Below are 25204 nucleotides of genomic sequence, written 5' to 3' on the forward strand. Positions count from 1 at the left end.
TCGCGGCCGGGGAGTTGTACGGCGTACCCGGTCAGGTCGTCCGGTACGTCGCCGAGGCCTGCTCGTACAGCCGGGTGACCTCGTCGCGTTCCGCTTCCGGGCCGCGGAGCTGGACCACGTGGTACCGCCCGCCGACCAGAATGGCCAGATTGCGTACGAAGAGCTCCTTGCCCTCGGCGTTGGTCCAGGTGAACTGGCCCTCGGCCATGGTCCGTCCGCCGACGTCAATACGGCGCATTCCGCTGGAGGTGGCCCAGGTCGAGTCGCGGAAGGGCTGCAGCTCGGGCTCCGACTCGCGCTGGTAGGTCATGGGGTCGCCGCTGAAGTCCTTGGTGCTGTCCCGGCCCGGTACCAGGATCAGCTCGAAGTTGCCCTGGTAGTAGATGACTTGCCCGCGCGCGTTCTTCGGCTGTCGGTTCCATCCTTTGGCGACCGCCACCTCGAAGCCCTCGGGATCCCTGCGCAAGGAGAAGCCCTGCGGGAGCTCGTTGGTCTGGGTCTCGGTCGCGTTCTTGGTGGGCTCCTCGGAGGTCCGGCCGGGTGTCGCCTCGGGTGACGTTCCGCCGGTCCCCGTGTCGGGCTGCGCGGAGCGGCTCGGGGCGGGACCGGCCTCGCCGACGGTTCCCGTGGCGTCACCGTTGGTCCTGCCGCTGCCGTCCGGTTCGGCCTTCGGCATGAAGACCATGGCGTACGCGATCGCCGCCGCCAGCGCCAGCAGGATCAGCAGCACGAGGTTGCGTCCGAGCCGCTTTGGCTTGCGCTCGTCCTTACGGGCCCGCTTGTGCCGCCCGCTGGTCGCGGGCAGCCCGGCTCGGCGCTTGCGCACCAGCTCGCCGCGGCGCCGCACGATGGGCAGCCGGCTCGGGTCGACGGGCGGGGCGACCACCACGTCCGAACCGGCCTCCGGCTCGGGGGCGGACCGCACCAGTGAACGCAGCCAGCCGCGCAACTCCTCGAAGTCGAGGCGCTCGGTGGGGTCCTGACGCAGCAGGGACTCGACGACCGGCCGCAGCGGCCCGCACTCCTCGGCGAAGGCGGGCGGCTCGGAGACGACGAGCTCGACGAGTTCGGCGGTGTTCTCCTCCGGGTAGGGCGCGTGCCCCTGCACGGCGCGGAAGAGCAGCGCACCGAGCGCCCAGAGATCGGTGGCCGGGCCGATGGGCGCCGCCAACTGCCAGTTCTCGTGAACGGGGCCCGCCTGCTCGGGCGCCCACCGCTCGGTGACCGGACCGACGACCGCCATCCGGGCCTGCCGCGCCCGCTCGGCGGCGAGCGCCGTGGTGGGGCCGCGGCGAGGCGCCGACGCGGGGGCCACGTGGTCCCAGCGGGCGGCGCCGGGGGCGCTCGGTGCCTCGGACCCGTACGGGGCGGGTGCGGTCGGGGCGTCCCCGGCACGCTCGAGTTGCCCTGCGCCGTTTCCGTACGGCGCCGGGGTGTTCGGAGTGGGCATGCCCGGCGAGAGCGAGCCCGGCGCGGGCGTGCCTGGCATGGGCGTGTGCGGAATCGGCGCGCCCGGCTGGTGCGTGCCTGCTGTTGGCCTGCCCGGCATGGGCGTGCCCGGGTGCGAGGGCCTGCCCTGCGTCGGGGTGCTGCTTCCGTTCGCTGTCCGCGCGTCGTCGCTGGTCGCGGCGGTGATGCCGGGGATGCCGGTGGTGCTGCCGTTGACGTTGCGGGGGAGGGCCCCGTGCCAGGGCTTCGCGGTGCCGACGCCGTAGGGGTCGGCTATCTGACCGTGCGGCGACCGGCCGGTGACACTCTCTCCGTTCTGCCCGCTCTCCCCGCTCTGACCGCCCTGACCGCCCTGACCGCCCTGACTACTGTGACTGCCCTGGTCGCTCCGCCCGTTGGGCCCGCTCTGCCCCGGCAGTTGCGGGAGGGACTGCTGTTCGCCGTGCACCCGGGCGGCGGCGCGGGCTCCGGCGCGATAGGCCGCGATGGCACCGGCCCGTGCGGCACGGACGTCGTCGGCCGCGTCCAGCGCACGACCGGCGGCCGCGGCCGGCGAGGTGTTGGGCACCGCGTTGGGGCCCGCCGTCGTGTCCAGTGCGCGTGCCTCGATGGCGGCGCGGCGCGCCGCCTCGGCCTCGGCTCCGCCCAGCCCACTGGTCACGACACCGTGCGCGCCACCGGGACCGGCCCCCGACGCGCCACCACGTCCGGACAGCCCCGGCCCACCGGCCCCAGCCCCACCGGGCCCACGGGTCCCGCCGGGCACCGGCGGAACGCCACCCGAACCGAACCCTGCCGGGACGCCACCCGAACCGGGCCCCGCGGGGCCGGCGCCGCCTTCGGCCGCCGGTCCCCGGGGTGTGTCCCCGGGTGTGGGCGGCCCCGCCGGATCGGGCACCGGGTCATACCCGCACAGCGCCTCCTCGGCGGCCCCGGCCGCGAGGCCGGTGAGCATCACGCGTCCGTCGTCGCAGACGAGGACGGTGCGTGCGGTGATGTTCCGGTGCACCCAGCCGTGCGCGTGCAGGGCGCGCAGCGCGGTGAGCACGTCCGCCGCGACCTCCGCCGCCCGGTAGGGGCTCAGCGGCTTCTCGGCGAGCAGCGCGGCGAGCGGGCGGGCCGCCACCAACTCGCTCACTATCCACAGCGACCCGCCCTCGGCGAACACGTCGAAGACCTGGTCGAGCCGGGGATGGTCGGGGATCTGCGCGGCTGCCTGCGCGGCCTCGATGGCGCGTCGGACGGCCGGGTCCGTGGGACGACGAGTGGTGCGCGCTGCGGGCCGCCGGGCGCCGGCGTCCCGTGCGACGAATCCCTCTGGCAGTCCGTCGGCGTCCAGCACCTCCGCCTCGAGTATTTCCGGCAGCGGCACCTGACGGACCAGCACTTCCTGACCGCTGTAGGTGTCGAAGGCCCTGGACTCGGCGAACTCGTACTCGTCCGACGGCGGCAGCGGCAGACGGTAGCGGTCGGCGAGCACTCGTCCGGCGTAGTCGTCCACGATCCCTCCCCCGACCGCCCGGTTGGTCAATTCCGTACGCCATGCGTCCCGTTGTGGATGCGTACGGTCCGCAACCACTCACGATACGTGCCGGAGGCAACCCTCAGTGAAAGGATGCCAGATCTCAACCAACCGTCATCGGCCTAGGCCTTTGGCCGGAAGGTCTCCGTGAGCGTCTCCCATGTGTTCTTCCGCAAACCGCTGTCCCAGTCACTGGCTTTGGCGGTGTACATGAGCGCGTATCCCTGGGTGGGGTCGACGACGAATCCGCGGTCGATCGTCCGGTACTCCGTACCGCCCTCTACGTAGGTGAATTCCCAGTCGGCGGCGTTCCAGTCGCGGTACTCGACCTTCTCGATACGGATCCGCTGGTACTTCGAGCGGAACATGCCGCGCTCTTGGTTCTTCCAGTCCGCGACCGGGTCGTTCTTGGGCGTCGAGGTCCAGGCGACCAGGAGCCGCTGCCCGTCCGGTCCGGTGAAGCGGGCACCCGTCGAGCTGGTCGACTGGTAGGTCCAGCCCTCCGGCAGACCGATGGAGAAGCCCTGGCTGTGCTTGTAAGGGGTCGTTGCGGTCGTGCCCGACTCCTTGCCCGCGCCGCTCGACGAGCCGTTCGAACCGGTCGCGCCACTCGAAGCGGTCGAGCCGTTCTCGCCGGATCCGACGCTCTCGTCGTCGTTGGACCCCGAGTCCGTGTGCGAACCCGAACCGGAACCGGCGCTTTCCTCGTCCGACGCGCCCGCCCCACCGGCCCCGGGAACCGCCCCGGCCGACGCCGACTTGGTGTCCCCGCCCTTACCGCCCGGCGAGGAACTGCCGCCTCCGTCGGCCAGCACATAGGCCAGCACCGCACCGATCACACAGAGCACCACCACGACGGCGATGATCACCAGCATCCGCTGCGGCACCACATCCGTGAGGGAGGCCCGGGGCGGCACCGGCCGTCCACCACCGGTTCCGGCACTCGCGACCGCCGCACCGGAGTGCACCCGGGTGGCAGCACTGTCGCCGGTCTCGGCAGGCGTAGCCGTACCTCCGGCCCGGGAGCCGGACTCCACCGCCGCGGCCGGCGCACCCGCCGACTCGGCACTCGCCGACTCGGACGCCGCCTGCTTGGCGGATGCCGTCCTGGCTGACGCCGTTTTGGCTGACGCCGCAGCCGAAGCAGGTGCGGTGGCAGGGGCTGAATCGGTGGTGGAAGAGGAGGCCGCCGGGGCTTCGGAGGAGGCAGCGGGAGCGGATGCCGCACCGGCTCCGACCGCCTTGGTGGCCGAGTCTTTCTTGGTAGCCGCGCCTTCCTTGGTAGCCGGGCCCTCCTTGGTGGCCGTGCTCTTCTTTGCGCCGGAGGCGTTGGCGGTGTCGGCGCTGTCGGCAACGTCTGGCGCCGCGCCGGATCCAGTACCAGTGCCGGTATCCGTACGGCTGTCGGCGCCCGTACCGCTTCCGGTGGTGCCCTTGTCGGCGCTCGTGGTCTTGCCGCCCTTGGCAGCCTTCCCAGCAGCCGCAGGCGCGGGCGGAGGCGGAGGCGCGGGCGCCGGCGTCTCGGTCGCTCCCCCGGCGGAAGTCTTCGCGCGTGCCGCGACCGCCGTTGCCCCCGCCGCCTTGCGGACGGAACGCAGGGCCCCGCGCCAGCCCTCCCCGGAGTCCTCCTTCTTGCCGCCCGAGCCTCCCGGACCGCCCGAGCGGCTGGAACTCGCCTTCTCCTCCGGCGCCGGAGGCAACGGCACGACCTTCGTCGCCTCCATGGGCTCCGGTTCCTTGGGCTCCGGCGCGTGGATCACGTCCAGCAGCATGGACCGGGCCGCGGCGTCGTCGAGACGCTGCGCCGGGTCCTTGGCCAGCAGCCCCAGGATCACCTTCTCCAGCAACCCCGCGTTCTGGGGGCGCGGCACCGGCTCGGTCATCACCGCGGTCAGCGTGGCGATCGCCGACCCCTTGTCGTACGGCGGCACACCCTCCACCGACGCGTACAGCAGTCCACCGAGCGACCAGAAGTCCGCCGCCGGGCCCGGCTTGTGCCCACGGGCCCGCTCCGGCGAGATGTACGAGGGCGCTCCGACGAGCATGCCGGTCGAGGTGATGGACGGGTCGCCCTCGACCTGTGCGATGCCGAAGTCGGTGAGCACGACACGGCCGTCGTCGGAGATCAGTACGTTCGAGGGCTTCACATCGCGGTGCAGGATGCCCTCGCGGTGCGCGGACCGCAGGACGTCGAGCACGGCGAGCCCGACCTCGGCCGCCCGCCGGGGCTCCAGCAGACCGTCCTCACGGATGGCCTCCGCGAGGGACTTGCCCTCGATGAGCTCCATCACGATCCAGGGCCGGTCGTCCTCGTCGACGACGTCGAAGACCGTCACGGCGCCGTTGTGGCGGATCCGCGCGATGGCCTTGGCCTCCCGCAGGGTGCGGGTGATCAGCCGACGCTTCTCGTCCTCGTCGATGCTCGACGGGAACCGCAGTTCCTTGACCGCGACCGTGCGGCCCAATGTCTCGTCCTTGGCACGCCAGACCGTACCCATGCCGCCGCGGCCGAGGACTCCTCCCAACCGGTACCGCCCGGCGAGGAGACGTTCGCTCTTGTCCTGACGGGATTCTCCCGCCCGCTCCGCCTCCGACATGCGTCCCCTCATGCAACCCGCCCTGACAGAGCCTCCATTGTCTCTCACCCCCGGACCGCCCGACGCCCAGGGTGCCTCTCCCGCGAGGCCCGTCCTCCGCCGATGGCCCACCTGCCCCTCGGGCCGCAGCGCCATCTGCCTTGCGCTGTGGGACGGGTGACACCCATACAGGATCGCCCCACCGGAACGCCGTACTCCGCTACGAACTTCCCTGAAACGGACGGACTTTCTCCGCCATTCCGACCAACTCGGCCCTCGGTGGCGCTCCGCGACCCGCGCTGCCACGCGGTATCCAGGCGCCACCCTGCCCTGCCCGCAGTCCGCCCCTCCCCCGCACCTCGCACCGGGCACCCCTGAGCCCAGGGGCACAGAACCCCCGGGGCACAAGACCCCGGAGCCCGGCAGCCCAGAAGCCCGGAAGCCCAGGGGGCAGGAACACAGGGGTGGGAACAGAGGGGGTTGGAACACAGCGGGCAGGACCACAGCAGCACAGGCGGCCCAGAGGCGCACGGGCCTCTTGAACCCGCCCCCTCGACCACCCGTTCCCCCCTCGCCGAATTGGCCGAATTTCCCCCATCATGGTTCGCACGCGAGGAAGGACCACGATGCGGCTGCCCCAGACCCTGCGGCTCCGGTCGCCCCGAGTACCCCGAGCAGCCCAAGCGCCCCGAGGACCCCGGGCACGCCAGACACCCGGCAGCATCCGATCCCTCCGTGCACTGGCCCTGCCCATCGCCACCGCTCTGCTCGTGCTCCCCCGTTCCGACACCCACGCCCACCGGCCCCCGCCCACGGACGCCGTCCTCGGGCTCCTCGTCACCCGGGGCGAAGCTCCGGCTGCGGCGCTCCTGGCCGCCCAGGAGACGGGGTCACGCTTCGCGCACGCCGAGGCCACATCAATTTCGGCCATCCGCCGCTTCGACCACTTCCGGGCCGGCAGCATCACCAAGACCCTCATCGCCACGGTCGTGCTGCAACTCGCCGCCGAGCACCGGCTGTCGCTCTCCGACTCGGTGGAGGAGCATCTGCCGGGCCTGGTGCGCGGTGCCGGGAACGACGGACGCGCGCTGACCCTGCGCATGCTGCTCACCCACACCAGCGGGCTCCCCGACTTCACTGCCGACACCAAGGGCACCGTGCCCGTCACCCCGTTGGAAGCGGTGCGGCTCGCCGTCGCGGACCGGCCCACGCCCAGTGGGCACTACGCCTACTCCAACACCAACTACGTCCTACTGGGCATGATCATCAAGCAGGTCACCGGCGACTCCTACGCCGTCGAGGCCGAGCACCGGATCATCACGCCCCTGCGCCTGACCGGCACCTCCTTTCCGGGCACCCGCACCGCCCTTCCCGCCCCGCACGGCCGCGCGTACACCGCCGACGGAGTCGACGTCACCGATCTCGACCCGCGCGTGGCCGGCGCGGCGGGCGAACTGGTGACCACCCTCGCCGATCTGGACCGCTTCTACGCGGCCCTGCTCGGCGGTGAGCTGCTTCCCGCGCCGCAGCTGCGCGAGATGCTCGACACCCGGGCCGCACACGGCGCATACGGCATGGGCCTGTTCCCCGCGCGGCTCCCGTGCGGTACCACGGTGTGGGGCCACAACGGCCGTATCTCCGGGAGCTACGTACGCACCGCGGCCACCCGGGACGGCCGGCGCGTCCTCACCTTCCGCGTGAACACGGAGGCTCTGGCGGACCCCCGCCTGGAACCCGCCCTCCTCACCGCCGAGTTCTGCCCCCGCGGTCCCTGACGGTGTCCGGCACCCTTACGCCCCGGATACCTATAACGGCACGATGTCCGGGGCACCCAGCCGGGCGGCGTCGGCCGTCAGGTCGTCGGGCTGCCGCTGCGACTCCCGCTCGGCCTCGACCCGCTTCTCGTAGTGCTCGATCTCCTTCTCCACCTGGTCCTTGTCCCAGCCGAGCACGGGCGCCATCAGTTCGGCGGCCTCACGGGCGCTGCGCGTGCCGCGGTCGAAGGTCTCGATGGAGATCCGGGTGCGCCGGGTGAGTACGTCGTCGAGGTGCCGCGCCCCTTCGTGCGAGGCCGCGTACACCACCTCGGCGCGCAGATAGTCATCGGCCGCCTGCAGGGGCTCGCCCAGCGACGGGTTCCTGGCGATGAGATCGAGCAGTTCCTCGGTCAGCGCGCCGTACCGGTTCAACAGGTGTTCCACGCGCACCACGTGCAGCCCGGAACGGGCGGCGATCCTCGCTCGCGCGTTCCACAGCGCCCGGTACCCCTCCGCCCCGAGCAGCGGGATGTCCTCGGTGACACACTCGGCGACCCGCTGGTCGAGCCCGTGCACGGCCTCGTCCACCGCGTCCTTGGCCATCACCCGGTACGTCGTGTACTTGCCGCCCGCCACCACCACGAGGCCGGGAACGGGGTGGGCCACGGTGTGCTCGCGCGACAGCTTGCTGGTGGCGTCCGACTCCCCGGCGAGCAGCGGCCGCAGTCCGGCGTACACACCCTCCACGTCGTCCCGGGTCAGGGGCACCGCGAGCACGGAGTTCACATGCTCCAGCAGATAGTCGATGTCCGCGCTGGAGGCCGCCGGGTGAGCCTTGTCGAGGTCCCATTTGGTGTCGGTTGTGCCGACGATCCAGTGCCGGCCCCAGGGGATCACGAACAGCACGGACTTCTCGGTGCGCAGGATCAGCCCGGTCGTCGAGTTGATGCGGTCCTTGGGCACGACCAGGTGGATGCCCTTGGAGGCCCGTACGTGGAACTGGCCGCGCGAGCCCACCATCGCCTGGGTGTCGTCCGTCCACACGCCCGTGGCGTTGACGACCTGCTTGGCGCGGACCTCGTACTCGCCGCCCCCCTCCACGTCCTCCACCTGGGCGCCGACGACGCGTTCGCCCTCGCGCAGGAAGCCGGTGACCCGGGCGCGGTTGGCAACCTTCGCTCCGTAGGACGCGGCCGTGCGCACCAGCGTGGCCACATAGCGCGCGTCGTCCATCTGGGCGTCGTAGTACTGCAACGCCCCGACCAGGGCGTCCTTCTTCAGGGCCGGGGCGACGCGCAGGGCCTTGGTACGGCTGAGATGCCGGTGCACGGGCAGCCCGCGGCCGTGGCCGCGGGCGGTCGACATTGCGTCGTAGAGCGCGACGCCCGATCCGGCGTAGAACCGCTCCCACCCCCTGTGCTGCAAGGGGTAGAGGAAGGGCACGGGCTTCACGAGGTGCGGCGCGAGCCGTTCCAGGAGCAGTCCGCGTTCCTTGAGCGCTTCGCGTACGAGAGCGAAGTCCAGCATCTCCAGATAGCGCAGGCCGCCGTGGATCAGCTTGCTGGACCGGCTGGAGGTGCCGGAGGCCCAGTCGCGGGCCTCCACGAGACCGGTGGACAGGCCTCTGGTGACGGAGTCCAGTGCGGTGCCCGCGCCGACGACTCCGGCGCCCACGACGAGTACGTCCAGTTCACGCTCGGCCATGCCCGCGAGTTGCTCAGCGCGCTGTGCCGGTCCCAGTGTCGCCGTCCTCACCGCTGCCTCCAGCTGTCGGTCGCGCCCGCCGCACCCTCTTCGGGGGTGTGCCCCGGCTGGCATCCCCCATGCCCAAATTGTGACCGCGATAGCCGCAGTCAGCCACCGCCCGTTCGCAGCCTGTGGACAACACTCGGGGAACACCGGGCCCGCAATGCCAGAAAACGGTCATATTTACTCCTAGTCTGACATTGCGCTCGCCCATCCTGTCCACAGGACTTGCGCCCTCGCCCCCCTCCGGCTACAGGAAGGACGGCCCGCCCCCATGCCCGCAGATCTCGCCGTCATCGGACTCGGCCATCTCGGCCTGCCCCTGGCACAGGCCGCCGTCGCCGCCGGCATCCCCACCCTCGGTTATCTCACCGGGCCGGAGAGCGGCGCCCTGACCCCCGCCGAACTGCGCCGGATGCTCTCGGGGGGCTTCCGCCCGGCCACCGACCCCGCCGGCCTCGGCCGGGTCCGCACCGCCGTCATCTGCGCCCCGGCCCCCCGCGGCGCGGACGGCGCCCTCGACCTCGGCCAGGTCGCCACGGCCGCCCGCACCCTCGCCGCCCGGCTGCGCCCGCACACCACGGTGATCCTGGAGTCCCCCGTGCCGCCCGGCACCACCGAGGACTTCCTGCGCCCCCTCCTCGAAGAGATCTCCGGACTGCGCGCGGGCCGGGACTTCCACCTCGCCTACTCCCCCAGCCGCGTCGACCCCGGCAACCGCGTCCACGGCCCCGCCAACACCCCCAAGGTGATCGGCGGCCTCACCCCCGCCTGCACCGAGTCCGCCGCCGCCTTCTACGGACGACTCACCGACAAGGTGGTACGCGCGCGTGGACCACGCGAGGCGGAGACCGTGCAGCTCCTGGAGACCAACTATCGGCACGTCAACATCGCCCTGGTCAACGAAATGGCCGAGCTCTGCCACGAGTTGGGCGTCGACCTGTGGGACGTCATCCGCTGCGCCGAGACCAAACCGTTCGGCTTCCAGGCCTTCCGCCCCGGCCCCGGGGTCGGCGGCCACGCGGTCGCCCAGGACCTCGCGGGCCGCCCCGGGCGCCCCCTGCGCCTGGTCGAACTGGCCCAGCAGGTCAACAACCGCATGCCGCGCTACGTCGTCCAGCGCGCCGCCACACTCCTCAACGAACACGGCAAATCCGCCCGCGGCGCACGCGTACTGCTCCTCGGCGTCACCTACAAGCCCGACCTCGCCGACCAACAGGGCTCCCCCGCCCACGAGATCGCCGTCCGGCTGCTGGAACTCGGCGCCTCCGTCAGCTACCACGACCCCTATGTCCCGGCCTGGAGCGTCCTCGGCCGCCCGGTGCCCCGCGCCGACTCCCTGTACGAGGCGGCGGCCGACGCCGACCTCACCATCCTGGTCCAGCAGCACCGCACGTACGACCTCCAGGGCCTGTCGGTGAAGGCACAGTTGCTGCTGGACACACGGGGGGCCACTCCTACGGGGGCGGCGCATCGGTTGTGAAGGGGGGCGCGCGGGTGGCTGGGCTTCCGGGGCTGGTGGCGCGTGGTTCCTCGGCGTCGATAACGTACGGCGGGGCCTATCGCAGCGGGTACTGCGGCAGGCTCCTGGCAAGTGAACGGAGTGTCCACCCCTAGCTCTCGTGGGGGTGGCCGCTCACTTCCCGTAAATCCGCAAGATCCACCTCCTCCGGCACCCGGACCACCCACGGGCGGGTCCGGTACCGTACAAAAAGGTGGAGCCCACCGCAGCGGTCACTGCGGCAGGCTCCTGGCAAGTGAACGGAGTGTCCACCCCTAGCTCTCGTGGGGGTGGCCGCTCACTTCCCGTAAATCCGCAAGATCCACCTCCTCCGGCACTTCACCATCCGAAGACGGATCCGATCCCAGCGGGTGGGCTTGCGGTGACGTCCCATGGGCCGCCCCCTTCCATGACGCCGCCCAGTGACCCGGTGGGCAGTCCATTGGAGTTCGGGCCGGGCCCCGAGGGCCGGGGTCCGGAACGTGCTCCTTGGAAGGGGGCGCCCCAAAGAACCGGGGCGCCGGAATCGGACACTATCGGCTCAGAACGCCCGTTCAGCCCACATTCGCCCCGAACGCAACCGTGCGCCCCTTACCGCACAACACGCTCCCACGCGGCCCCGCCAGGCCACGTCGACACGCAAAAGGGCCCGGTCACCCTCCCGGGCGACCGGACCCTCTCGTCAGCTGAAGCAGTCGGCTGAAGCCGAGCGCAGCGCCTACCGCTTGTGCTGCGAGTCCGCCACCGTGACCTCGACCCGCTGGAACTCCTTCAGCTCGCTGTAGCCGGTCGTGGCCATCGCGCGGCGCAGGGCGCCGAAGAAGTTCATCGAGCCGTCGGGCGTGTGCGAGGGGCCGGTGAGGACCTCCTCGATGGTGCCGACCGTGCCGAGGTCGACCTTCTTGCCACGCGGCAGCTCCTCGTTGACCGCCTCCATGCCCCAGTGGTGGCCCTTGCCGGGCGCGTCGGTGGCGCGGGCGAGCGGGGAGCCCATCATCACGGCGTCGGCGCCGCAGGCGATCGCCTTCGGCAGGTCGCCGGACCAGCCGACACCACCGTCGGCGATGACGTGGACGTACCGGCCGCCGGACTCGTCCATGTAGTCACGGCGGGCCGCAGCCACGTCCGCGACCGCCGTCGCCATCGGCACCTGGATGCCGAGCACATTGCGCGTGGTGTGCGCGGCGCCGCCGCCGAAGCCGACCAGGACGCCGGCCGCGCCGGTGCGCATCAGGTGCAGGGCCGCGGTGTAGGTGGCGCAACCACCGACGATCACCGGGACGTCGAGCTCGTAGATGAACTGCTTCAAGTTCAGCGGCTCGTGCGACCCGGAGACGTGCTCGGCGGAGACCGTCGTACCCCGGATGACGAAGATGTCCACGCCCGCGTCGACGACGGCCTTGGAGAACTGGGCGGTGCGCTGCGGGGACAGGGCCGCGGCGGTGACCACGCCGGAGTCGCGGACCTCCTTGATGCGCCGGCCGATCAGCTCTTCCTGGATCGGGGCGGCGTAGATCTCCTGGAGGCGGCGGGTGGCGCCCTCGTCGGGCAGCTCGGCGATCTCGTCGAGCAGCGGCTGCGGGTCCTCGTGCCGCGTCCACAGACCTTCCAGGTTCAGTACACCGAGGCCGCCGAGCTCACCGATGCGGATGGCGGTGGCCGGGGAGACGACCGAGTCCATGGGGGCGGCCAGGAACGGCAGCTCGAAGCGGTAGGCGTCGATCTGCCAGGCGATCGAGACCTCCTTGGGGTCCCGGGTACGGCGGCTCGGGACGACGGCGATGTCGTCGAACGCGTACGCCCGACGGCCGCGCTTGCCCCGCCCGATCTCGATCTCAGTCACGTCTGTGGCCTTTCCCTCTGCGTTCGGCGCGTTCCAGTATCCCCGACGCGCACGACAGGGGCGGCCCCGGAACCTCCCGGGACCGCCCCTGTGCGGTTGTCCGTGCCCCACGCGCGCGGGGCGGCGCTTACCGGCGGGTGTCAGCGGCGGCTGTAGTTCGGCGCCTCGACCGTCATCTGGATGTCGTGCGGGTGGCTCTCCTTGAGGCCCGCCGAGGTGATCCTGACGAACCTGCCCTTGTCCTGCAGCTCGGGGACGGTGCGGCCGCCGACGTAGAACATCGACTGGCGCAGACCGCCGACCAGCTGGTGGACGACCGAAGCGAGCGGGCCGCGGTAGGGGACCTGGCCCTCGATGCCCTCGGGGACGAGCTGCTCGTCCGAGGCGACGCCCTCCTGGAAGTAGCGGTCCTTGGAGAACGACTTGCGGTCGCCGCGGGACTGCATGGCTCCGAGGGAACCCATGCCGCGGTACGACTTGAACTGCTTGCCGTTGATGAACAGCAGTTCGCCCGGTGACTCCTCGCAGCCCGCGAGCAGCGAGCCCAGCATCACCGTGTCCGCGCCCGCCACCAGGGCCTTCGCGATGTCACCGGAGTACTGCAGGCCGCCGTCGCCGATGACCGGGACACCGGCCGCCTTGGCGGCGAGCGAGGCCTCGTAGATCGCGGTCACCTGCGGGACGCCGATGCCGGCGACGACGCGGGTGGTGCAGATCGAGCCGGGGCCGACACCGACCTTGATGCCGTCGACACCGGCGTCGATGAGCGCCTGGGCGCCGTCCTTGGTGGCGATGTTGCCGCCGATGACGTCGACACCCGAGGAGTTCGACTTGATCTTGGCGACCATGTCGCCGACCAGCCTGGAGTGACCGTGCGCGGTGTCGACGACGATGAAGTCGACGCCCGCCTCGATCAGGGCCTGCGCACGCTCGAAGGCGTCACCCGCGACACCGACCGCGGCACCCACCAGCAGGCGGCCCTCGGAGTCCTTGGCGGCGTTCGGGTACTTCTCGGCCTTCACGAAGTCCTTGACCGTGATCAGGCCCTTGAGGACGCCGGCGTCGTCGACCAGCGGAAGCTTCTCGATCTTGTGGCGGCGCAGCAGGTCCATGGCGTCGGTGCCGGAGATGCCGACCTTGCCGGTCACCAGCGGCATCGGCGTCATGACCTCGCGGACCTGGCGCGAGCGGTCCGTCTCGAAGGCCATGTCACGGTTGGTGACGATGCCGAGGAGCCTGCCGGACGGGTCGGTGACCGGGATACCGCTGATGCGGAACTTGGCGCACATCGCGTCGGCCTCGGAGAGCGTCGCGTCCGGGTGGACCGTGATCGGGTCGGTGACCATGCCGGACTCGGAGCGCTTGACCAGGTCGACCTGGTTGGCCTGGTCGGCGATGGACAGGTTGCGGTGCAGCACGCCGACGCCACCCTGGCGGGCCATGGCGATGGCCATGCGGGACTCGGTGACCTTGTCCATGGCGGCGGACAGCAGCGGGATGTTGACCCGTACGTTCTTGGAGACGTACGAGGCGGTGTCGATCTGGTCGGGCGCCATGTCGGACGCGCCCGGCAACAGCAGCACGTCGTCGTAGGTCAGCCCGAGTGTCGCGAATTTTCCGGGCACTCCGTCGACGTTGGCAGTCATGACACCTTCCCCAGATGGCCTTGATCGGTGCGGATGTCCATGCTAACGGGAAGCAAGGGTCTCTCATTCCACGCTTGACATCGGCCCGTACTCCGCACCTCGGTACGTTGGCGGGCCCGCTCCCGTTCAGGCGCCCCCGGCGGGGCGCCCGGAGCGGACACGCTCGGCTTCGCTCGGGCACACCCGGTGGGGACGCGCCCGGCGGACCGGAAGCGGAAGCGAAGGACTGCCGACCCGCCCGCGGCTACTGCTCCGCCAGGGCCCGCAGGCGGCTCAGCGCCCGGTGCTGGGCGACGCGCACCGCTCCGGGGGACATGCCCAGCATCTGGCCGGTCTCCTCCGCCGTGAGGCCCACCGCGATCCTGAGCAGCAGCAGCTCGCGCTGGTTCTCCGGGAGGTTGGCCAGGAGCTTCTTGGCCCATTCGGCATCACTGCTCAGCAGGGCGCGTTCTTCGGGGCCCAGGGAGTCGTCCGGTCGTTCCGGCATCTCGTCCGAGGGCACCGCGGTCGAACCGGGGTGCCGCATCGCGGCGCGCTGCAGGTCCGCGACCTTGTGCGCGGCGATGGCGAAGACGAACGCCTCGAAGGGCCGCCCGGTGTCCTTGTAGCGCGGCAGCGCGAGCAGCACCGCGACGCACACCTCCTGGGCGAGGTCCTCGACGAAGTGCCGGGCGTCACCCGGCAGCCGCGACAGGCGGGTGCGGCAGTACCGCAGCGCCAGGGGATGAACGTGGGCCAGCAAATCGTGTGTGGCCTGTGGTTCACCTTCGACCGCGCGATGTACGAGGGCACCGATCACCGTCGTCTCGTCTTCGCGCATCGGTCCATGGTGCCTTGGCGTTGTCCCGTCCGTGGCACCGCGTCCGTAGTTGTGCACCGAAGCGTTATGAGCAGGTGCACCGGAACTCATCTCCTGCGCCCTCCCCTCCCGCTCGACCGACTCGTCCCCGAGGAACTCCACACCCTCAAGGATGCGGCATCCGCAGCGAAACGGGCAGCGGGCACTTTCCCGGCCCCCGTACCGGCCCCGCCCGCCGTGCGGCAGGCGGGGATCGCCGGACCCCCGCGACGGCGCACCTAACGGACCAGACCCCACCGGAAACCGAGCGCCACCGCGTGCGCGCGGTCCGAGGCGCCGAGCTTCTTGAACAGGCGGCGGGCGTGCGTTTTGACGGTGTCCTCGGAGAGGAACAGTTCGCGGCCGATCTCGGCGTTCGAGCGGCCGTGGCTCATGCCTTCGAGCACCTGGATCTCACGCGCCGTGAGCGTCGGCGCCGCACCCATCTCGGCCGAGCGCAGCCGGCGCGGGGCCAGCCGCCACGTCGGGTCGGCCAGCGCCTGGGTGACCGTCGCCCGCAGTTCCGCACGGGAGGCGTCCTTGTGCAGGTAGCCGCGGGCGCCTGCGGCCACGGCGAGCGCCACCCCGTCCAGGTCCTCGGCGACGGTGAGCATGATGATGCGCGCGCCGGGGTCGGCGGAGAGCAGTCGCCGGACGGTCTCGACGCCGCCCAGACCGGGCATGCGCACGTCCATCAGAATCAGGTCGGAGCGGTCGGCACCCCAGCGGCGGAGGACTTCCTCGCCGTTGGCCGCCGTCGTCACGCGCTCTACGCCGGGCACTGTCGCCACCGCGCGGCGCAGCGCCTCTCGGGCAAGCGGGGAGTCGTCGCAGACGAGGACGGATGTCATGGCCGCCCTCCGCAGCTGATGCGCGTCACCTTGAGCCTCCAGGCTGGTTACGAATCGTCACCTGTGCGGTCGACATCCCGAGCCGATCGGACACCTTCCCGAGCGCTTGTTCCTTCAACCGCATCCGCACTCTCAACGATGGTCACTCGAAAGAGTTACGGGTCAGACAGCCACGATCGGCACTCTACGTGAGGGGACGGACACGGTGCAGACACCCGGGGCGGACCCTCAACGTTTCATCACAAGGCGTGCCCCATTCGGCCGGTTTTCTTCCCATTTGCTGGTGTCTGTAGCTAGATTCGCAATGAGTCATATTTTCATCTCCTTAGACGGTAGATGTACGGTCTAGGGCACTCGTATCCGCTCAGAGACGGCAGCAAGGGGACGTGCAATGGCAGATTTCTCCCGCCTTCCCGGACCGAACGCGGATTTGTGGGACTGGCAGCTCCTCGCAGCCTGTCGAGGGGTCGACAGCTCGCTCTTCTTCCACCCGGAGGGCGAGCGCGGTGCGGCACGGAGCGCACGTGAGAACTCGGCCAAAGAGGTTTGCATGCGCTGCCCGGTACGCGCGGAGTGTGCGGCGCACGCGCTCGCGGTGCGCGAGCCCTACGGGGTCTGGGGCGGACTGACCGAGGACGAACGCGAGGAGCTCATGGGACGGGCGCGCAACCGGCTGGTGCCGGCATCGGCGTCCGGCACCTCGGGACATCCGATGAACGACTGAAGTAACGTTTCTTCTAGGGCGCGCGTATCGCGTGCCCTCGTTTTTCCAGGCTTTGCCCCGCTCCTGCCGCCCGGCCCCTGCCTCCCCCGGGCCTCTCCGCTCCCGGCCGCCCGGTGACCCCGCCCTCCCCGCGGGCCTCTCCGCTCCCGGCCGCCCGGTGACCCCGCCCTCCCCGTCTCGCCGCGCGCCCCCGGCCCAGTCCCGTCCCGTCCCGTCCCCTTCTTCTCTTCTCCGTCGGCGTCTTCTCCTCCGTCAGCGTCTTCTTCTTCCGTCAGCGTGCCGCCGCGCGTGCCAGGTGGTCGAGCGTGGCCGCGACCGCGGGCACCCGGGCCAGGTCGGGCAGCGTCAGGGCGACGATCTCCCGTTTCACGGCCGGCTCCAGCCTCACGACGCGCGTCCCCCTCGGCCGTACCGACTCGAGAGCGAGCTGCGGGAGCACCGCGACGCCCAGCCCGGCGCCGACCAGACCGACCACTGCCGGATAGTCGTCCGTCGCGAAGTCGATGCGGGGTTCGAAACCAGCGCCGGCGCAGGCCTCCACCAGTTGACGGCGGCAGCGCGGGCAGCCCGCGATCCAGGGTTCGCCGGCGAGTTCCCCAATGGCGACGGCATCCGCCCCGGCCAGCGGGTGCCGTTCGGGCACGAGGCCGACCAGCCGGTCGGTGAGCAGCCGGCGCACGACCAGGTCGTCCCACTCCTCCGTGGCCGCGCCCGCGTACCGGAACGCCAGCGCCACATCGCAGTCGCCCTCTCGCAGCATCTCCACCGACCGTGGGGGTTCGGCCTCCTCCAGGGAGACGCGGGTCCCGGGGTGCGCGGCGCGCAGGGCGGCGAGTGCGGCGGGGACGAGGGTGGAGCTGCCGCTGGGGAACGACACGAGCCGGACCCGGCCCGCGCGCAGTCCCGCGATCGCGGCGACCTCCTCCTCGGCGGCGGTGAGCCCGGAGAGGATGCCCGCGGCATGGCGGACCAGGGCTTCGCCGGCCTGGGTGAGGCGCATCTCCCGACCGGTACGGATCAGCAGCGGAGTGCCCACGGAGGCCTCGAGCGCCTTTATCTGCTGGCTGACGGCGGGCTGGGTGCAGCCCAGTTCCCGACCGGCCGCGGAGAAGGACCCCGTGGTGGCGACGGCGCGCAGGACGCGGAGATGACGGGCCTCGATCATGCGGCGAGCATAAGGGCGACTTGGGGCAACCGCCGAATACTGCGTCGACGCTTTGGTGTCGATCGCTTACCGTGCGGTCCATGAAGCTTCTTTCCGTGAATGTGGGCCGTCCGAAGGCCGTGCCGTACACCGACCACGCCGAGGGACTCACCGGCATCGACAAACTGCCGGTGGACGGGGCGGTCCGGGTGACCGCCCCCGGGCCCAAGGGGGTCGGCGGCAGTGGGGTGGCCGGGGACACGATCTGCGAGCTGAGGCACCACGGCGGGGACGAACAGGCCGTGTACGCGTTCGCCCGGGAGGACCTCGACGGCTGGGAGCGCCAGCTGGGCCGAACGCTGCGCAACGGCTCGTTCGGCGAGAACCTCACCACGGAGGGGCTCGACGTCTCCGGGGCGAAGATCGGCGAGCGTTGGCGGGTCGGGGCGGAGGTGCTTCTGGAGGTCACCTCCGGGCGGATTCCCTGCAACACCTTTCAGGGGCACGTGGGCGAGAAGGGCTGGGTGCGGCGCTTCACGCAGGCCGGGGCGCCGGGTGCCTATCTGCGGGTGATCGAGCCGGGCGAGATACGGGCGGGCGACGCGATCGAGATCGTGCACCGGCCGGAGCACGAGGTGACCGTGGCGTTTCAGTTCCGGGCGGTGACCACCCGGCGGGAGCTGCTGCCGCGACTGCTGGCGGCGGGGCCGGCGCTGCACCCCGAGGCCGCCGAGAAAGCTCGGGCATATGTGGCCAAGTACGGCTCGTAGGGCGCGACTCAGGTGGTCCTCGTGAAGGCCCTGCGTGGGTGTGTGACGCAGGGAAAAGGGGACGGCCTTCCGGTCTCTAATCTTGGTTCATGACAACGGCTTTGATTACGGGATCGACCGCGGGCATCGGTGCCGCGTTCGCGCGGCGGCTCGCCGCCGACGGCCACGACCTCGTCCTGGTCGCCCGCGACACCAAGCGGCTGCGCGAGCAGGCCACCGAGTTGCACGACCGGCATCGCATCGAGGCGGAGGTGCTGACCGCGGACCTGGCGACGGACGATGGCATCGAGGCGGTGGCCGACCGGCTCGGCGACCGCAGGAATCCGGTGGACCTGCTGGTCAACAATGCCGGCTTCGGCAACAAGGGCCGCTATCTGGACGTCCCGATGTCCGACGAGCTGAGGATGCTCAAGGTGCACTGCGAGGCGGTGCTCCGGCTGACCTCCGCGGCGACCGAGGGGATGCGGGAGCGCGGGCGTGGCGGCGTCATCAACGTGGCGTCGGTGGCGGCGTTCGTGCCCCGCGGCACCTACGGTGCATCCAAGGCGTGGGTGGTGCAGTTCACCCAGGGCGCGGCGAAGGACCTGGCGGGCTCCGGGGTCCGGCTGATGGCCCTGTGTCCCGGTTTCGTGCGCACCGAGTTCCACGAGCGGGCGGGCATGGGCACGGACAACATCCCGGGCTGGATGTGGCTCGACGCGGACAAGCTGGTCACGTCGGCGATGGCGGATCTGTCGCGGGGCAAGTCGCTGTCGATTCCGGATCCTCGCTACAAGGCGCTGATGGGGATGGTGAAGGTCGTGCCGAGGGGGCTGGTGGGTGGGATCACGTCACGTACCGGGCGCAAGTACGGGCCGCAGTAGGCATCACCAATCCTCCCGAACAGGGCGCAAGGTGCGAATCGCACTAAAATAGGGGTGGATTCAGCCGGAGTCAGGGGGGCCGAGAGGCGGCGTCATGACCTTTGTGCAACTCATCGACTGCAAGACCAGCCGGTTCGACGAGATGAACCGGCTCATGGACGCCTGGGTCGAGCAGACCAGGGGAAAGCGGACCGCGACACACAATGTGATCGGGAAGGACCGCTCGGACGCGTCGCACTTCGTCGAAATCGTGGAGTTCCCGTCCTACGAGGAGGCGATGCGGAACTCCAATCTCCCGGAGACCGACCGCATATTCCGACAACTGGTCGAGCTGTGCGACGAGATGCCCACCTTCACGGACCTCGACGTGGTCCGGGACGAGCAGTTGTACACGGCCAACGCCCGAAGGCTCTTCGAACTCATCGCCACCGAGGGTGAACTGCCCCAGTTCGACGATCTGATCGCGGAGAACTACCACGACCACGACCCCGCCAACGCTCAGGACACCATCGGGCGGGACGCCATCCGGCGCGAGATGGAGATGTGGCGCGGGGCCTTCGACTTCGCCTTCACCGTCGAGGACCAGATCGCCCAGAACGACCGCGTCTGCACCCGGTGGTCGTGGAACGGAACGCAGAAGGGCGAGTTCCTCGGAATTCCGAACTCCGGCGCCAAGGTCACCATGGACGGTGTCACCATCCTCCGCTTCCAGGAGGACGGGAAGATCGTCGAGGGCTGGTGGGAGTACGACCGGCTCGGGCTGATGCAGCAACTCGGCGCCCTGGACCCGTTGGAGCTCTGACCGCCGGGTCGCGCCCGCCCCTGCGACCCCAGCCCCTGGCCCGTGCGGCCCGCACGGGGCAAGGGCCTGCGTCCCCGTCAACCCCGCCAACCCCCGGCGGACCGCGCCGGATTGCAGCCGTAAGCCGGATTCCGGCCGTAACGGGAACACAACCGTAGCGGGAGCCTCCCGTACACGGGAAACGTGCCGAGGCCCGGCACTCCGTGATGGAGTGCCGGGCCTCAAGCCGTCACAGGGTTGGCTGTGACTGACCGGTTCAGTGGGAGTGGCCGTGGCCGTGGCCCGCTGCCTCCGGCTCCTCCTCGGCCGGCTTCTCGACGACCAGGGTCTCGGTCGTCAGGAGCAGCGACGCGATGGAGGCGGCGTTCTCCAGGGCGGAGCGGGTGACCTTGACCGGGTCGATGACGCCCTGCTTGACCAGGTCGCCGTACTCGCCGGTGGCGGCGTTGTAGCCCTGGCCCTTGTCGAGCTCGGCCACCTTGGAGACGATGACGTAGCCCTCGAGGCCGGCGTTCTCGGCGATCCAGCGCAGCGGCTCCACCGCGGCACGGCGGACGACCGCGACACCGGTGGCCTCGTCGCCGTCCTTGCCGAGGCCGCCCTCCAGGACCTTCGCGGCGTGGACGAGCGCGGAGCCACCACCGGAGACGATGCCCTCCTCGACCGCGGCGCGGGTCGCGGAGATGGCGTCCTCCAGACGGTGCTTCTTCTCCTTCAGCTCCACCTCGGTGGCGGCGCCGACCTTGATCACGCACACGCCGCCGGCCAGCTTCGCGAGGCGCTCCTGGAGCTTCTCGCGGTCCCAGTCGGAGTCGGTGCTCTCGATCTCGGCCTTGATCTGGGCGACCCGCCCGGTGACGTCCTCGGACTTGCCGGCACCGTCGACGATCGTGGTGTCGTCCTTGGTGACGGTGACGCGGCGGGCGCTGCCCAGCACGTCCAGGCCGACCTGGTCGAGCTTGAGGCCGACCTCCTCGGCGATGACCGTGCCGCCGGTGAGGGTGGCGATGTCACCGAGCATGGCCTTGCGGCGGTCACCGAAGCCGGGGGCCTTCACCGCGACCGCGTTGAACGTGCCGCGGATCTTGTTGACGACGAGGGTGGAGAGGGCCTCGCCCTCGACGTCCTCGGCGATGATCAGCAGCGGCTTGGAGGAGCCGGCCTGGATGACCTTCTCCAGCAGCGGCAGCAGGTCCGCGATCGCGGAGATCTTGCCCTGGTGGATGAGGATGTACGGGTCCTCCAGGACGGCCTCCATGCGCTCCTGGTCCGTCACGAAGTACGGCGACAGGTAGCCCTTGTCGAAGGCCATGCCCTCGGTGAAGTCCAGCTCCAGACCGAAGGTGTTGGACTCCTCGACGGTGATGACACCGTCCTTGCCGACCTTGTCCATCGCCTCGGCGATGAGCTCGCCGACCTGGCTGTCCTGCGCGGAAAGACCGGCGACGGCGGCGATGTCGGACTTCTCGTCGATCGGGCGGGCCGTCGCGAGGAGTTCCTCGGAGACCGCGGCGACGGCGGCGTCGATGCCCTTCTTCAGGGCGGCCGGGGAGGCACCCGCGGCAACGTTCTTCAGACCCTCGCGCACCAGGGCCTGGGCGAGCACGGTGGCGGTGGTGGTGCCGTCACCCGCGATGTCGTTGGTCTTGGTCGCCACCTCCTTCACGAGCTGCGCGCCGAGGTTCTCGTACGGGTCCTCGACCTCTACCTCGCGGGCGATGGTGACGCCGTCGTTGGTGATGGTGGGCGCGCCGAACTTCTTGTCGATGACGACGTTGCGGCCCTTGGGGCCGATGGTCACCTTGACCGTGTCGGCCAGCTTGTTGACGCCGCGCTCGAGGGCGCGACGGGCGTCCTCGTCGAACTTCAGGATCTTCGCCATGGGAGCGTTGGCCCTCTCAGGAAACTAGAGGTGAAATGAACCGCGCCCCCGACGCCCGGCTTCTCATCGGTCGCGGGGGCCAGGGGCGCAGCTCACAGCAAAAGCAAAATGCTCGGTGAATTACTTCTCGATGATCGCGAGCACGTCGCGAGCCGAGAGGACGAGGTACTCCTCGCCGTTGTACTTCACCTCGGTGCCGCCGTACTTGCTGTACAGGACAACGTCGCCGACGGAAACGTCGAGCGGAAGGCGGTTCCCGTCCTCGAAGCGGCCCGGGCCTACGGCCAGGACGACGCCCTCCTGGGGCTTCTCCTTGGCGGTGTCCGGAATGACCAGGCCCGAAGCCGTGGTCTGCTCGGCGTCCAGCGGCTGGACCACAATGCGGTCCTCGAGCGGCTTGATGGCAACCTTGGAGCTGGCGGTCGTCACGATCCGACCTCCCCCTTCGGAGATCTCACGGGGTTAACTGTCTGAGGTGGCGACCAGGTCGATCCGTCGTCGCGGGTGCCGGACCTGCCCGTCGCGTTGTTGGCACTCTCCGGTGGGGAGTGCCAGAGCCGAGACTATGACCGCGGTTAGCACTCGGTCAAGCGGAGTGCCAATCACGGCGGTGCCGCGCCGTCTCCCCGTCACCCGGGGGCAGTCACCACGCAGCCCTCGCGGCGGCCCGTCACGATCCGCGCCGGCCGGGCGCGCCACGGCCTCCGGCTCAGAGGTAGTCCTCGAGGCGTGCGACCGCGTAGCCGCTGTCGGTGACCAGTTCCAGGAAGCGGCGGATGGCGTCGGGCATGCTGCCCTTCCAGACCTCACGGCCGCGGAAGTGGGTGAGGACGATGTCGCCGGGGCGCAGTCGGCGGTCGCTCTCACGGTACTCCCAGCGGTCGGCGAAGACCTCCTCGTTCCACAGCGGTACGGCCTTGATGCCGCAGGATCTCGCGGCGCGCAGAGTGTCCCGGTTGTAGTTGCCGTACGGCGGCCGGAAGACCGCGGGCCGCTTGCCGTACCGCTTCTCGATGACGTCCTGCATGCCGCAGATCTCGCGCTTCTGCTCCTCGTACGACAGGCCGGGCAGACGGGGGTGGTTGAGGGTGTGGTTGTTGATGGTGACACCCTGCGACTGCATCTTCCTGAAGTAGCCGTAGTCGTCCTTGATCAGGTAATCGCTGAGGAAGGCGGTGTAGGGGATCTTCAGGTCGTTCATCATGCGCAGGAGCGCGGGGTCCTTCTCCGCGCCGTCGTCGATGGTGAGGAAGACGACCTTGTCCGTGGTGGGGACGGTCGTGAAGACCGGCGGGAGAGCCTGGTGGTTCTTGACCTCGAACCCGTGACGGGTGGTCAGCCTGGGTTTGACGGCAGGCGGTCGGGGCGCGGGCAGCGGGACCTTCTCCAGCCCCCAGCGCCTGGCCGCGACGGCGCGGGCCCGTTGTGCGGCACGGAGGCGGGAGGCGTACGAGTCGCCCTCCGGAACCGCGCCCTTCGCGACCGATCCCTTGGAGGCCGAGTCCTGGGGGGCCGAGTCCTTGGAAGCCGAGCCCTTGCGAGCCGAGTCCTTGGAAGCCGAGCCCTTGCGAGCCGAGTCCTTGGAAGCCGAGCCCTTGCGAGCCGAGTCCTGGGGAGCCGGGCGACCGGACCCTTGGGAACTCCCGGGCCCGGTCGATCTCTCATGCCCGTGGGATCTCTCCGGTGCGGGGTCGGGACCGCGGGCGCCGTTGTGCGTGCCGGAGGGGTCCGCACCGCCGCAGGCCGAGGCGAGGAGGGCGGCGGCCAGCACGACGAGCCCCGTACGCGACGTCCGCTTGACTCCTGAATTTCTCTTTTCTTCCTTTTGTCGTACGAGTCGCATGGTGCCGCATGCTCCCAGTCCGGGCCCGCCCCACCGCGCCGACACCGCCGCCCCCCTCGTGCCATCCACCGACTGGCCCACCCCCGAGCTCCAGGCTCCGCTCGAGCGAGGGATGTCGCCGACATGGGTTCGACCTCCCGTGACGCTCAGCGATGGTCGTCGTGGCCTTCCCGACGATGGAAGCGCTCGACAGCTTCATGGCCGCACGGCACGTCGCCGAACGCCCCACCCGTCTGGCCCACAATGGACCGGTGAACGACTTCGCCTCCCTGCTCACCCCCGAGGGCCGCGCCCTGCTCGCCGAGGTGCGCGGCACCGACCCCGCGCGGGAGCTGGCCGTCGCGACCCGGCTGCGCCGGGACCATCCCGCCGCTCTGGTCTCCGCCGCACTGGCGCAGGCACGGCTGCGGGAGCGGGCGGCGGCGAAGTTCGGGGCGGCGGACGCGGGCCGGATGTTCTTCACCCCGCACGGGGTCGAGCAGGCGACGCGGACCTCGGTCGCGGCCCACCGCGCAGAGCGTCTGCGGGCGCTCGGCGTGCGGTCCGCCGCCGACCTCTGCTGCGGCATCGGCGGCGACGCGATCGCGTTGGCGCGTGCCGGGATCCGGGTGCTCGCCGTCGACCGCGACCCGCTGACCTGCGCCGTGGCCAGGGCCAACGCGGAGGCGCTGGGGCTCGCCGAACTGATCGAGGTACGGGAGGCGGACGTCTCCGACGTCGACACCTCCGGCCATGACGCGGTGTTCGTGGACCCGGCCCGCCGGGGCGGACGCGGCCGGATCTTCGACCCCGAGGCGTACTCACCGCCGCTCTCCTGGGCCGTCGCCGCCGCCCTGAAGGCCCCGTACGCGGCCCTGAAGATCGCACCCGGCATCCCGCACGAGGCAGTCCCGGCCGAGGCCGAGGCGGAGTGGATCTCGGACGGCGGGGACGTGAAGGAGGCGGTGCTGTGGTTCGGCACCGAGCCGGGCGCGGTGCGGGCGACCCTGCTGCCCGGCCCGCGCAGCCTGCTGGGCCGGGGTCTGCCCGACCCGCCGGTGCGGGAGCCGGGGCGTTATCTGTACGAGCCGGACGGCGCCGTCATCCGGGCCCATCTGGTGGCGGAGGTGGCGGCGGAGCTGGGCGGGGGTCTGCTCGACGGGACGATCGCGTACATCACGGCGGACGAGCCGCTCACCACCCCGTACGCGACGGCCTACGAGATCACCGACCGGCTCCCCTTCAACGTCAAGCGGCTGAAGGCACTGCTCAGGGAGCGCGGAGTCGGGATCCTGACGGTGAAGAAGCGCGGCTCGGCGGTGGAGCCGGAGGAACTGCGCCGGAAGGTGAAGCCCCAGGGACCACATTCGGCGACGGTCTTCCTCACCCGGGTGGCGGGCGCCCCGACGATGCTGCTGGGGCACCCGGTGGAGGGCCCGTAACAGGGCTGTGCATGCCGAGGAACTCG

18 protein-coding genes are annotated in these 25204 nt (G+C 70.8%); 7 read left to right on the forward strand and 11 right to left on the reverse strand.

Features of this window, described 5'->3' with window-relative positions; translation table 11 throughout:
- Positions 1-31: 31 nt before the first annotated feature.
- Together EF387_RS26720 and EF387_RS26725 are read right to left on the reverse strand one after the other, a co-directional pair.
- Positions 32-2950, reverse strand: a complete 2919-nt coding sequence (locus tag EF387_RS26720) for a protein kinase (RefSeq protein ID WP_128379152.1) — start codon at positions 2948-2950, stop codon at positions 32-34.
- A 143-nt stretch (positions 2951-3093) separates the two neighbouring features.
- Positions 3094-5568, reverse strand: a complete 2475-nt coding sequence (locus tag EF387_RS26725) for a serine/threonine-protein kinase (protein ID WP_128379279.1) — start codon at positions 5566-5568, stop codon at positions 3094-3096.
- Between the two features lie 749 nt (positions 5569-6317).
- On the opposite strand from EF387_RS26725, the gene EF387_RS26730 reads away from it, so the two are divergent.
- The gene (locus tag EF387_RS26730; RefSeq protein WP_420802622.1) at positions 6318-7322 is read left to right on the forward strand and encodes a serine hydrolase domain-containing protein; all 1005 of its coding nucleotides are present in this window, start codon (positions 6318-6320) and stop codon (positions 7320-7322) included.
- A gap of 30 nt (positions 7323-7352) precedes the next feature.
- On the opposite strand, the gene EF387_RS26735 is transcribed toward EF387_RS26730, so the two are convergent.
- The gene (locus tag EF387_RS26735) at positions 7353-9059 is read right to left on the reverse strand and encodes a glycerol-3-phosphate dehydrogenase/oxidase (protein ID WP_128379154.1); all 1707 of its coding nucleotides are present in this window, start codon (positions 9057-9059) and stop codon (positions 7353-7355) included.
- Between the two features lie 265 nt (positions 9060-9324).
- Here EF387_RS26735 and EF387_RS26740 point away from each other — a divergent pair, with 265 nt between their 5' ends.
- Complete coding sequence (locus EF387_RS26740; protein ID WP_128379155.1) at positions 9325-10533, forward strand: nucleotide sugar dehydrogenase; 1209 nt, start codon at positions 9325-9327, stop codon at positions 10531-10533.
- A gap of 736 nt (positions 10534-11269) precedes the next feature.
- Here EF387_RS26740 and EF387_RS26745 read toward each other — a convergent pair.
- The 4 genes from EF387_RS26745 to EF387_RS26760 all read right to left on the reverse strand — a co-directional run bounded on the left by EF387_RS26745 (position 11270) and on the right by EF387_RS26760 (position 15729).
- Positions 11270-12394 (reverse strand): GuaB3 family IMP dehydrogenase-related protein, encoded by a 1125-nt coding sequence (locus EF387_RS26745; protein WP_128379156.1) that lies wholly within the window; start codon positions 12392-12394, stop codon positions 11270-11272.
- Between the two features lie 140 nt (positions 12395-12534).
- Positions 12535-14040, reverse strand: a complete 1506-nt coding sequence (gene guaB, locus EF387_RS26750) for an IMP dehydrogenase (protein ID WP_128379157.1) — start codon at positions 14038-14040, stop codon at positions 12535-12537.
- A gap of 244 nt (positions 14041-14284) precedes the next feature.
- Positions 14285-14860, reverse strand: a complete 576-nt coding sequence (locus EF387_RS26755; RefSeq protein ID WP_128379158.1) for a sigma-70 family RNA polymerase sigma factor — start codon at positions 14858-14860, stop codon at positions 14285-14287.
- A 257-nt stretch (positions 14861-15117) separates the two neighbouring features.
- Positions 15118-15729: a response regulator transcription factor gene (locus EF387_RS26760; RefSeq protein ID WP_003948568.1), complete on the reverse strand. Its 612-nt coding sequence runs from the start codon at positions 15727-15729 to the stop codon at positions 15118-15120.
- Positions 15730-16120: 391 nt separating this feature from the next.
- Here EF387_RS26760 and EF387_RS26765 point away from each other — a divergent pair, with 391 nt between their 5' ends.
- Positions 16121-16453, forward strand: a complete 333-nt coding sequence (locus tag EF387_RS26765) for a WhiB family transcriptional regulator (protein ID WP_128379159.1) — start codon at positions 16121-16123, stop codon at positions 16451-16453.
- A gap of 271 nt (positions 16454-16724) precedes the next feature.
- Here the strand turns inward: EF387_RS26765 and EF387_RS26770 are convergent, their stop codons facing one another.
- Positions 16725-17618, reverse strand: a complete 894-nt coding sequence (locus EF387_RS26770) for a LysR family transcriptional regulator (RefSeq protein ID WP_128379160.1) — start codon at positions 17616-17618, stop codon at positions 16725-16727.
- An 80-nt stretch (positions 17619-17698) separates the two neighbouring features.
- Here EF387_RS26770 and EF387_RS26775 point away from each other — a divergent pair, with 80 nt between their 5' ends.
- From EF387_RS26775 to EF387_RS26785, 3 genes are all read left to right on the forward strand, one after another.
- Complete coding sequence (locus EF387_RS26775; protein ID WP_128379161.1) at positions 17699-18367, forward strand: MOSC domain-containing protein; 669 nt, start codon at positions 17699-17701, stop codon at positions 18365-18367.
- Positions 18368-18456: 89 nt separating this feature from the next.
- Positions 18457-19230, forward strand: a complete 774-nt coding sequence (locus tag EF387_RS26780) for an SDR family NAD(P)-dependent oxidoreductase (protein ID WP_128379162.1) — start codon at positions 18457-18459, stop codon at positions 19228-19230.
- Positions 19231-19324: 94 nt separating this feature from the next.
- Positions 19325-20032: an ester cyclase gene (locus EF387_RS26785; RefSeq protein ID WP_128379163.1), complete on the forward strand. Its 708-nt coding sequence runs from the start codon at positions 19325-19327 to the stop codon at positions 20030-20032.
- A gap of 256 nt (positions 20033-20288) precedes the next feature.
- On the opposite strand, the gene groL is transcribed toward EF387_RS26785, so the two are convergent.
- The 3 genes from groL to EF387_RS26800 form a co-directional block, all read right to left on the reverse strand.
- Positions 20289-21914 carry a chaperonin GroEL gene (gene groL / locus EF387_RS26790; RefSeq protein ID WP_128379164.1) on the reverse strand — a complete coding sequence of 542 codons (1626 nt, stop codon included), beginning with the start codon at positions 21912-21914 and terminating at the stop codon, positions 20289-20291.
- Positions 21915-22034: 120 nt separating this feature from the next.
- A complete protein-coding gene (groES, locus tag EF387_RS26795) occupies positions 22035-22343 on the reverse strand; it encodes a co-chaperone GroES (RefSeq protein ID WP_014178834.1) in 309 nt (102 codons plus the stop codon).
- 280 nt (positions 22344-22623) lie between these two features.
- The gene (locus tag EF387_RS26800; protein WP_238431717.1) at positions 22624-23685 is read right to left on the reverse strand and encodes a polysaccharide deacetylase family protein; all 1062 of its coding nucleotides are present in this window, start codon (positions 23683-23685) and stop codon (positions 22624-22626) included.
- A 269-nt stretch (positions 23686-23954) separates the two neighbouring features.
- Between EF387_RS26800 and EF387_RS26805 the strand changes: the two genes are divergently transcribed.
- Positions 23955-25178: a class I SAM-dependent methyltransferase gene (locus EF387_RS26805; protein ID WP_128379280.1), complete on the forward strand. Its 1224-nt coding sequence runs from the start codon at positions 23955-23957 to the stop codon at positions 25176-25178.
- The last annotated feature ends 26 nt before the right edge of the window (positions 25179-25204 follow it).

This window comes from Streptomyces cavernae (assembly GCF_004023625.1).
Taxonomy (GTDB): domain Bacteria; phylum Actinomycetota; class Actinomycetes; order Streptomycetales; family Streptomycetaceae; genus Streptomyces; species Streptomyces cavernae.

What these genes read in the sequence shown, in the direction of transcription:
- EF387_RS26740 (WP_128379155.1), top strand. Translation starts at nt 9,325, where the DNA reads ATGCCCGCAGATCTCGCCGTCATCGGACTCGGCCATCTCGGCCTGCCC.
- EF387_RS26805 (WP_128379280.1), top strand. Translation starts at nt 23,955, where the DNA reads ATGGCCGCACGGCACGTCGCCGAACGCCCCACCCGTCTGGCCCACAAT.
- EF387_RS26725 (WP_128379279.1), bottom strand. Translation starts at nt 5,568, where the DNA reads ATGTCGGAGGCGGAGCGGGCGGGAGAATCCCGTCAGGACAAGAGCGAA.
- EF387_RS26770 (WP_128379160.1), bottom strand. Translation starts at nt 17,618, where the DNA reads ATGATCGAGGCCCGTCATCTCCGCGTCCTGCGCGCCGTCGCCACCACG.
- EF387_RS26755 (WP_128379158.1), bottom strand. Translation starts at nt 14,860, where the DNA reads ATGCGCGAAGACGAGACGACGGTGATCGGTGCCCTCGTACATCGCGCG.
- EF387_RS26775 (WP_128379161.1), top strand. Translation starts at nt 17,699, where the DNA reads ATGAAGCTTCTTTCCGTGAATGTGGGCCGTCCGAAGGCCGTGCCGTAC.
- EF387_RS26760 (WP_003948568.1), bottom strand. Translation starts at nt 15,729, where the DNA reads ATGACATCCGTCCTCGTCTGCGACGACTCCCCGCTTGCCCGAGAGGCG.
- EF387_RS26765 (WP_128379159.1), top strand. Translation starts at nt 16,121, where the DNA reads ATGGCAGATTTCTCCCGCCTTCCCGGACCGAACGCGGATTTGTGGGAC.
- guaB (WP_128379157.1), bottom strand. Translation starts at nt 14,040, where the DNA reads ATGACTGCCAACGTCGACGGAGTGCCCGGAAAATTCGCGACACTCGGG.
- EF387_RS26785 (WP_128379163.1), top strand. Translation starts at nt 19,325, where the DNA reads ATGACCTTTGTGCAACTCATCGACTGCAAGACCAGCCGGTTCGACGAG.
- EF387_RS26780 (WP_128379162.1), top strand. Translation starts at nt 18,457, where the DNA reads ATGACAACGGCTTTGATTACGGGATCGACCGCGGGCATCGGTGCCGCG.
- groL (WP_128379164.1), bottom strand. Translation starts at nt 21,914, where the DNA reads ATGGCGAAGATCCTGAAGTTCGACGAGGACGCCCGTCGCGCCCTCGAG.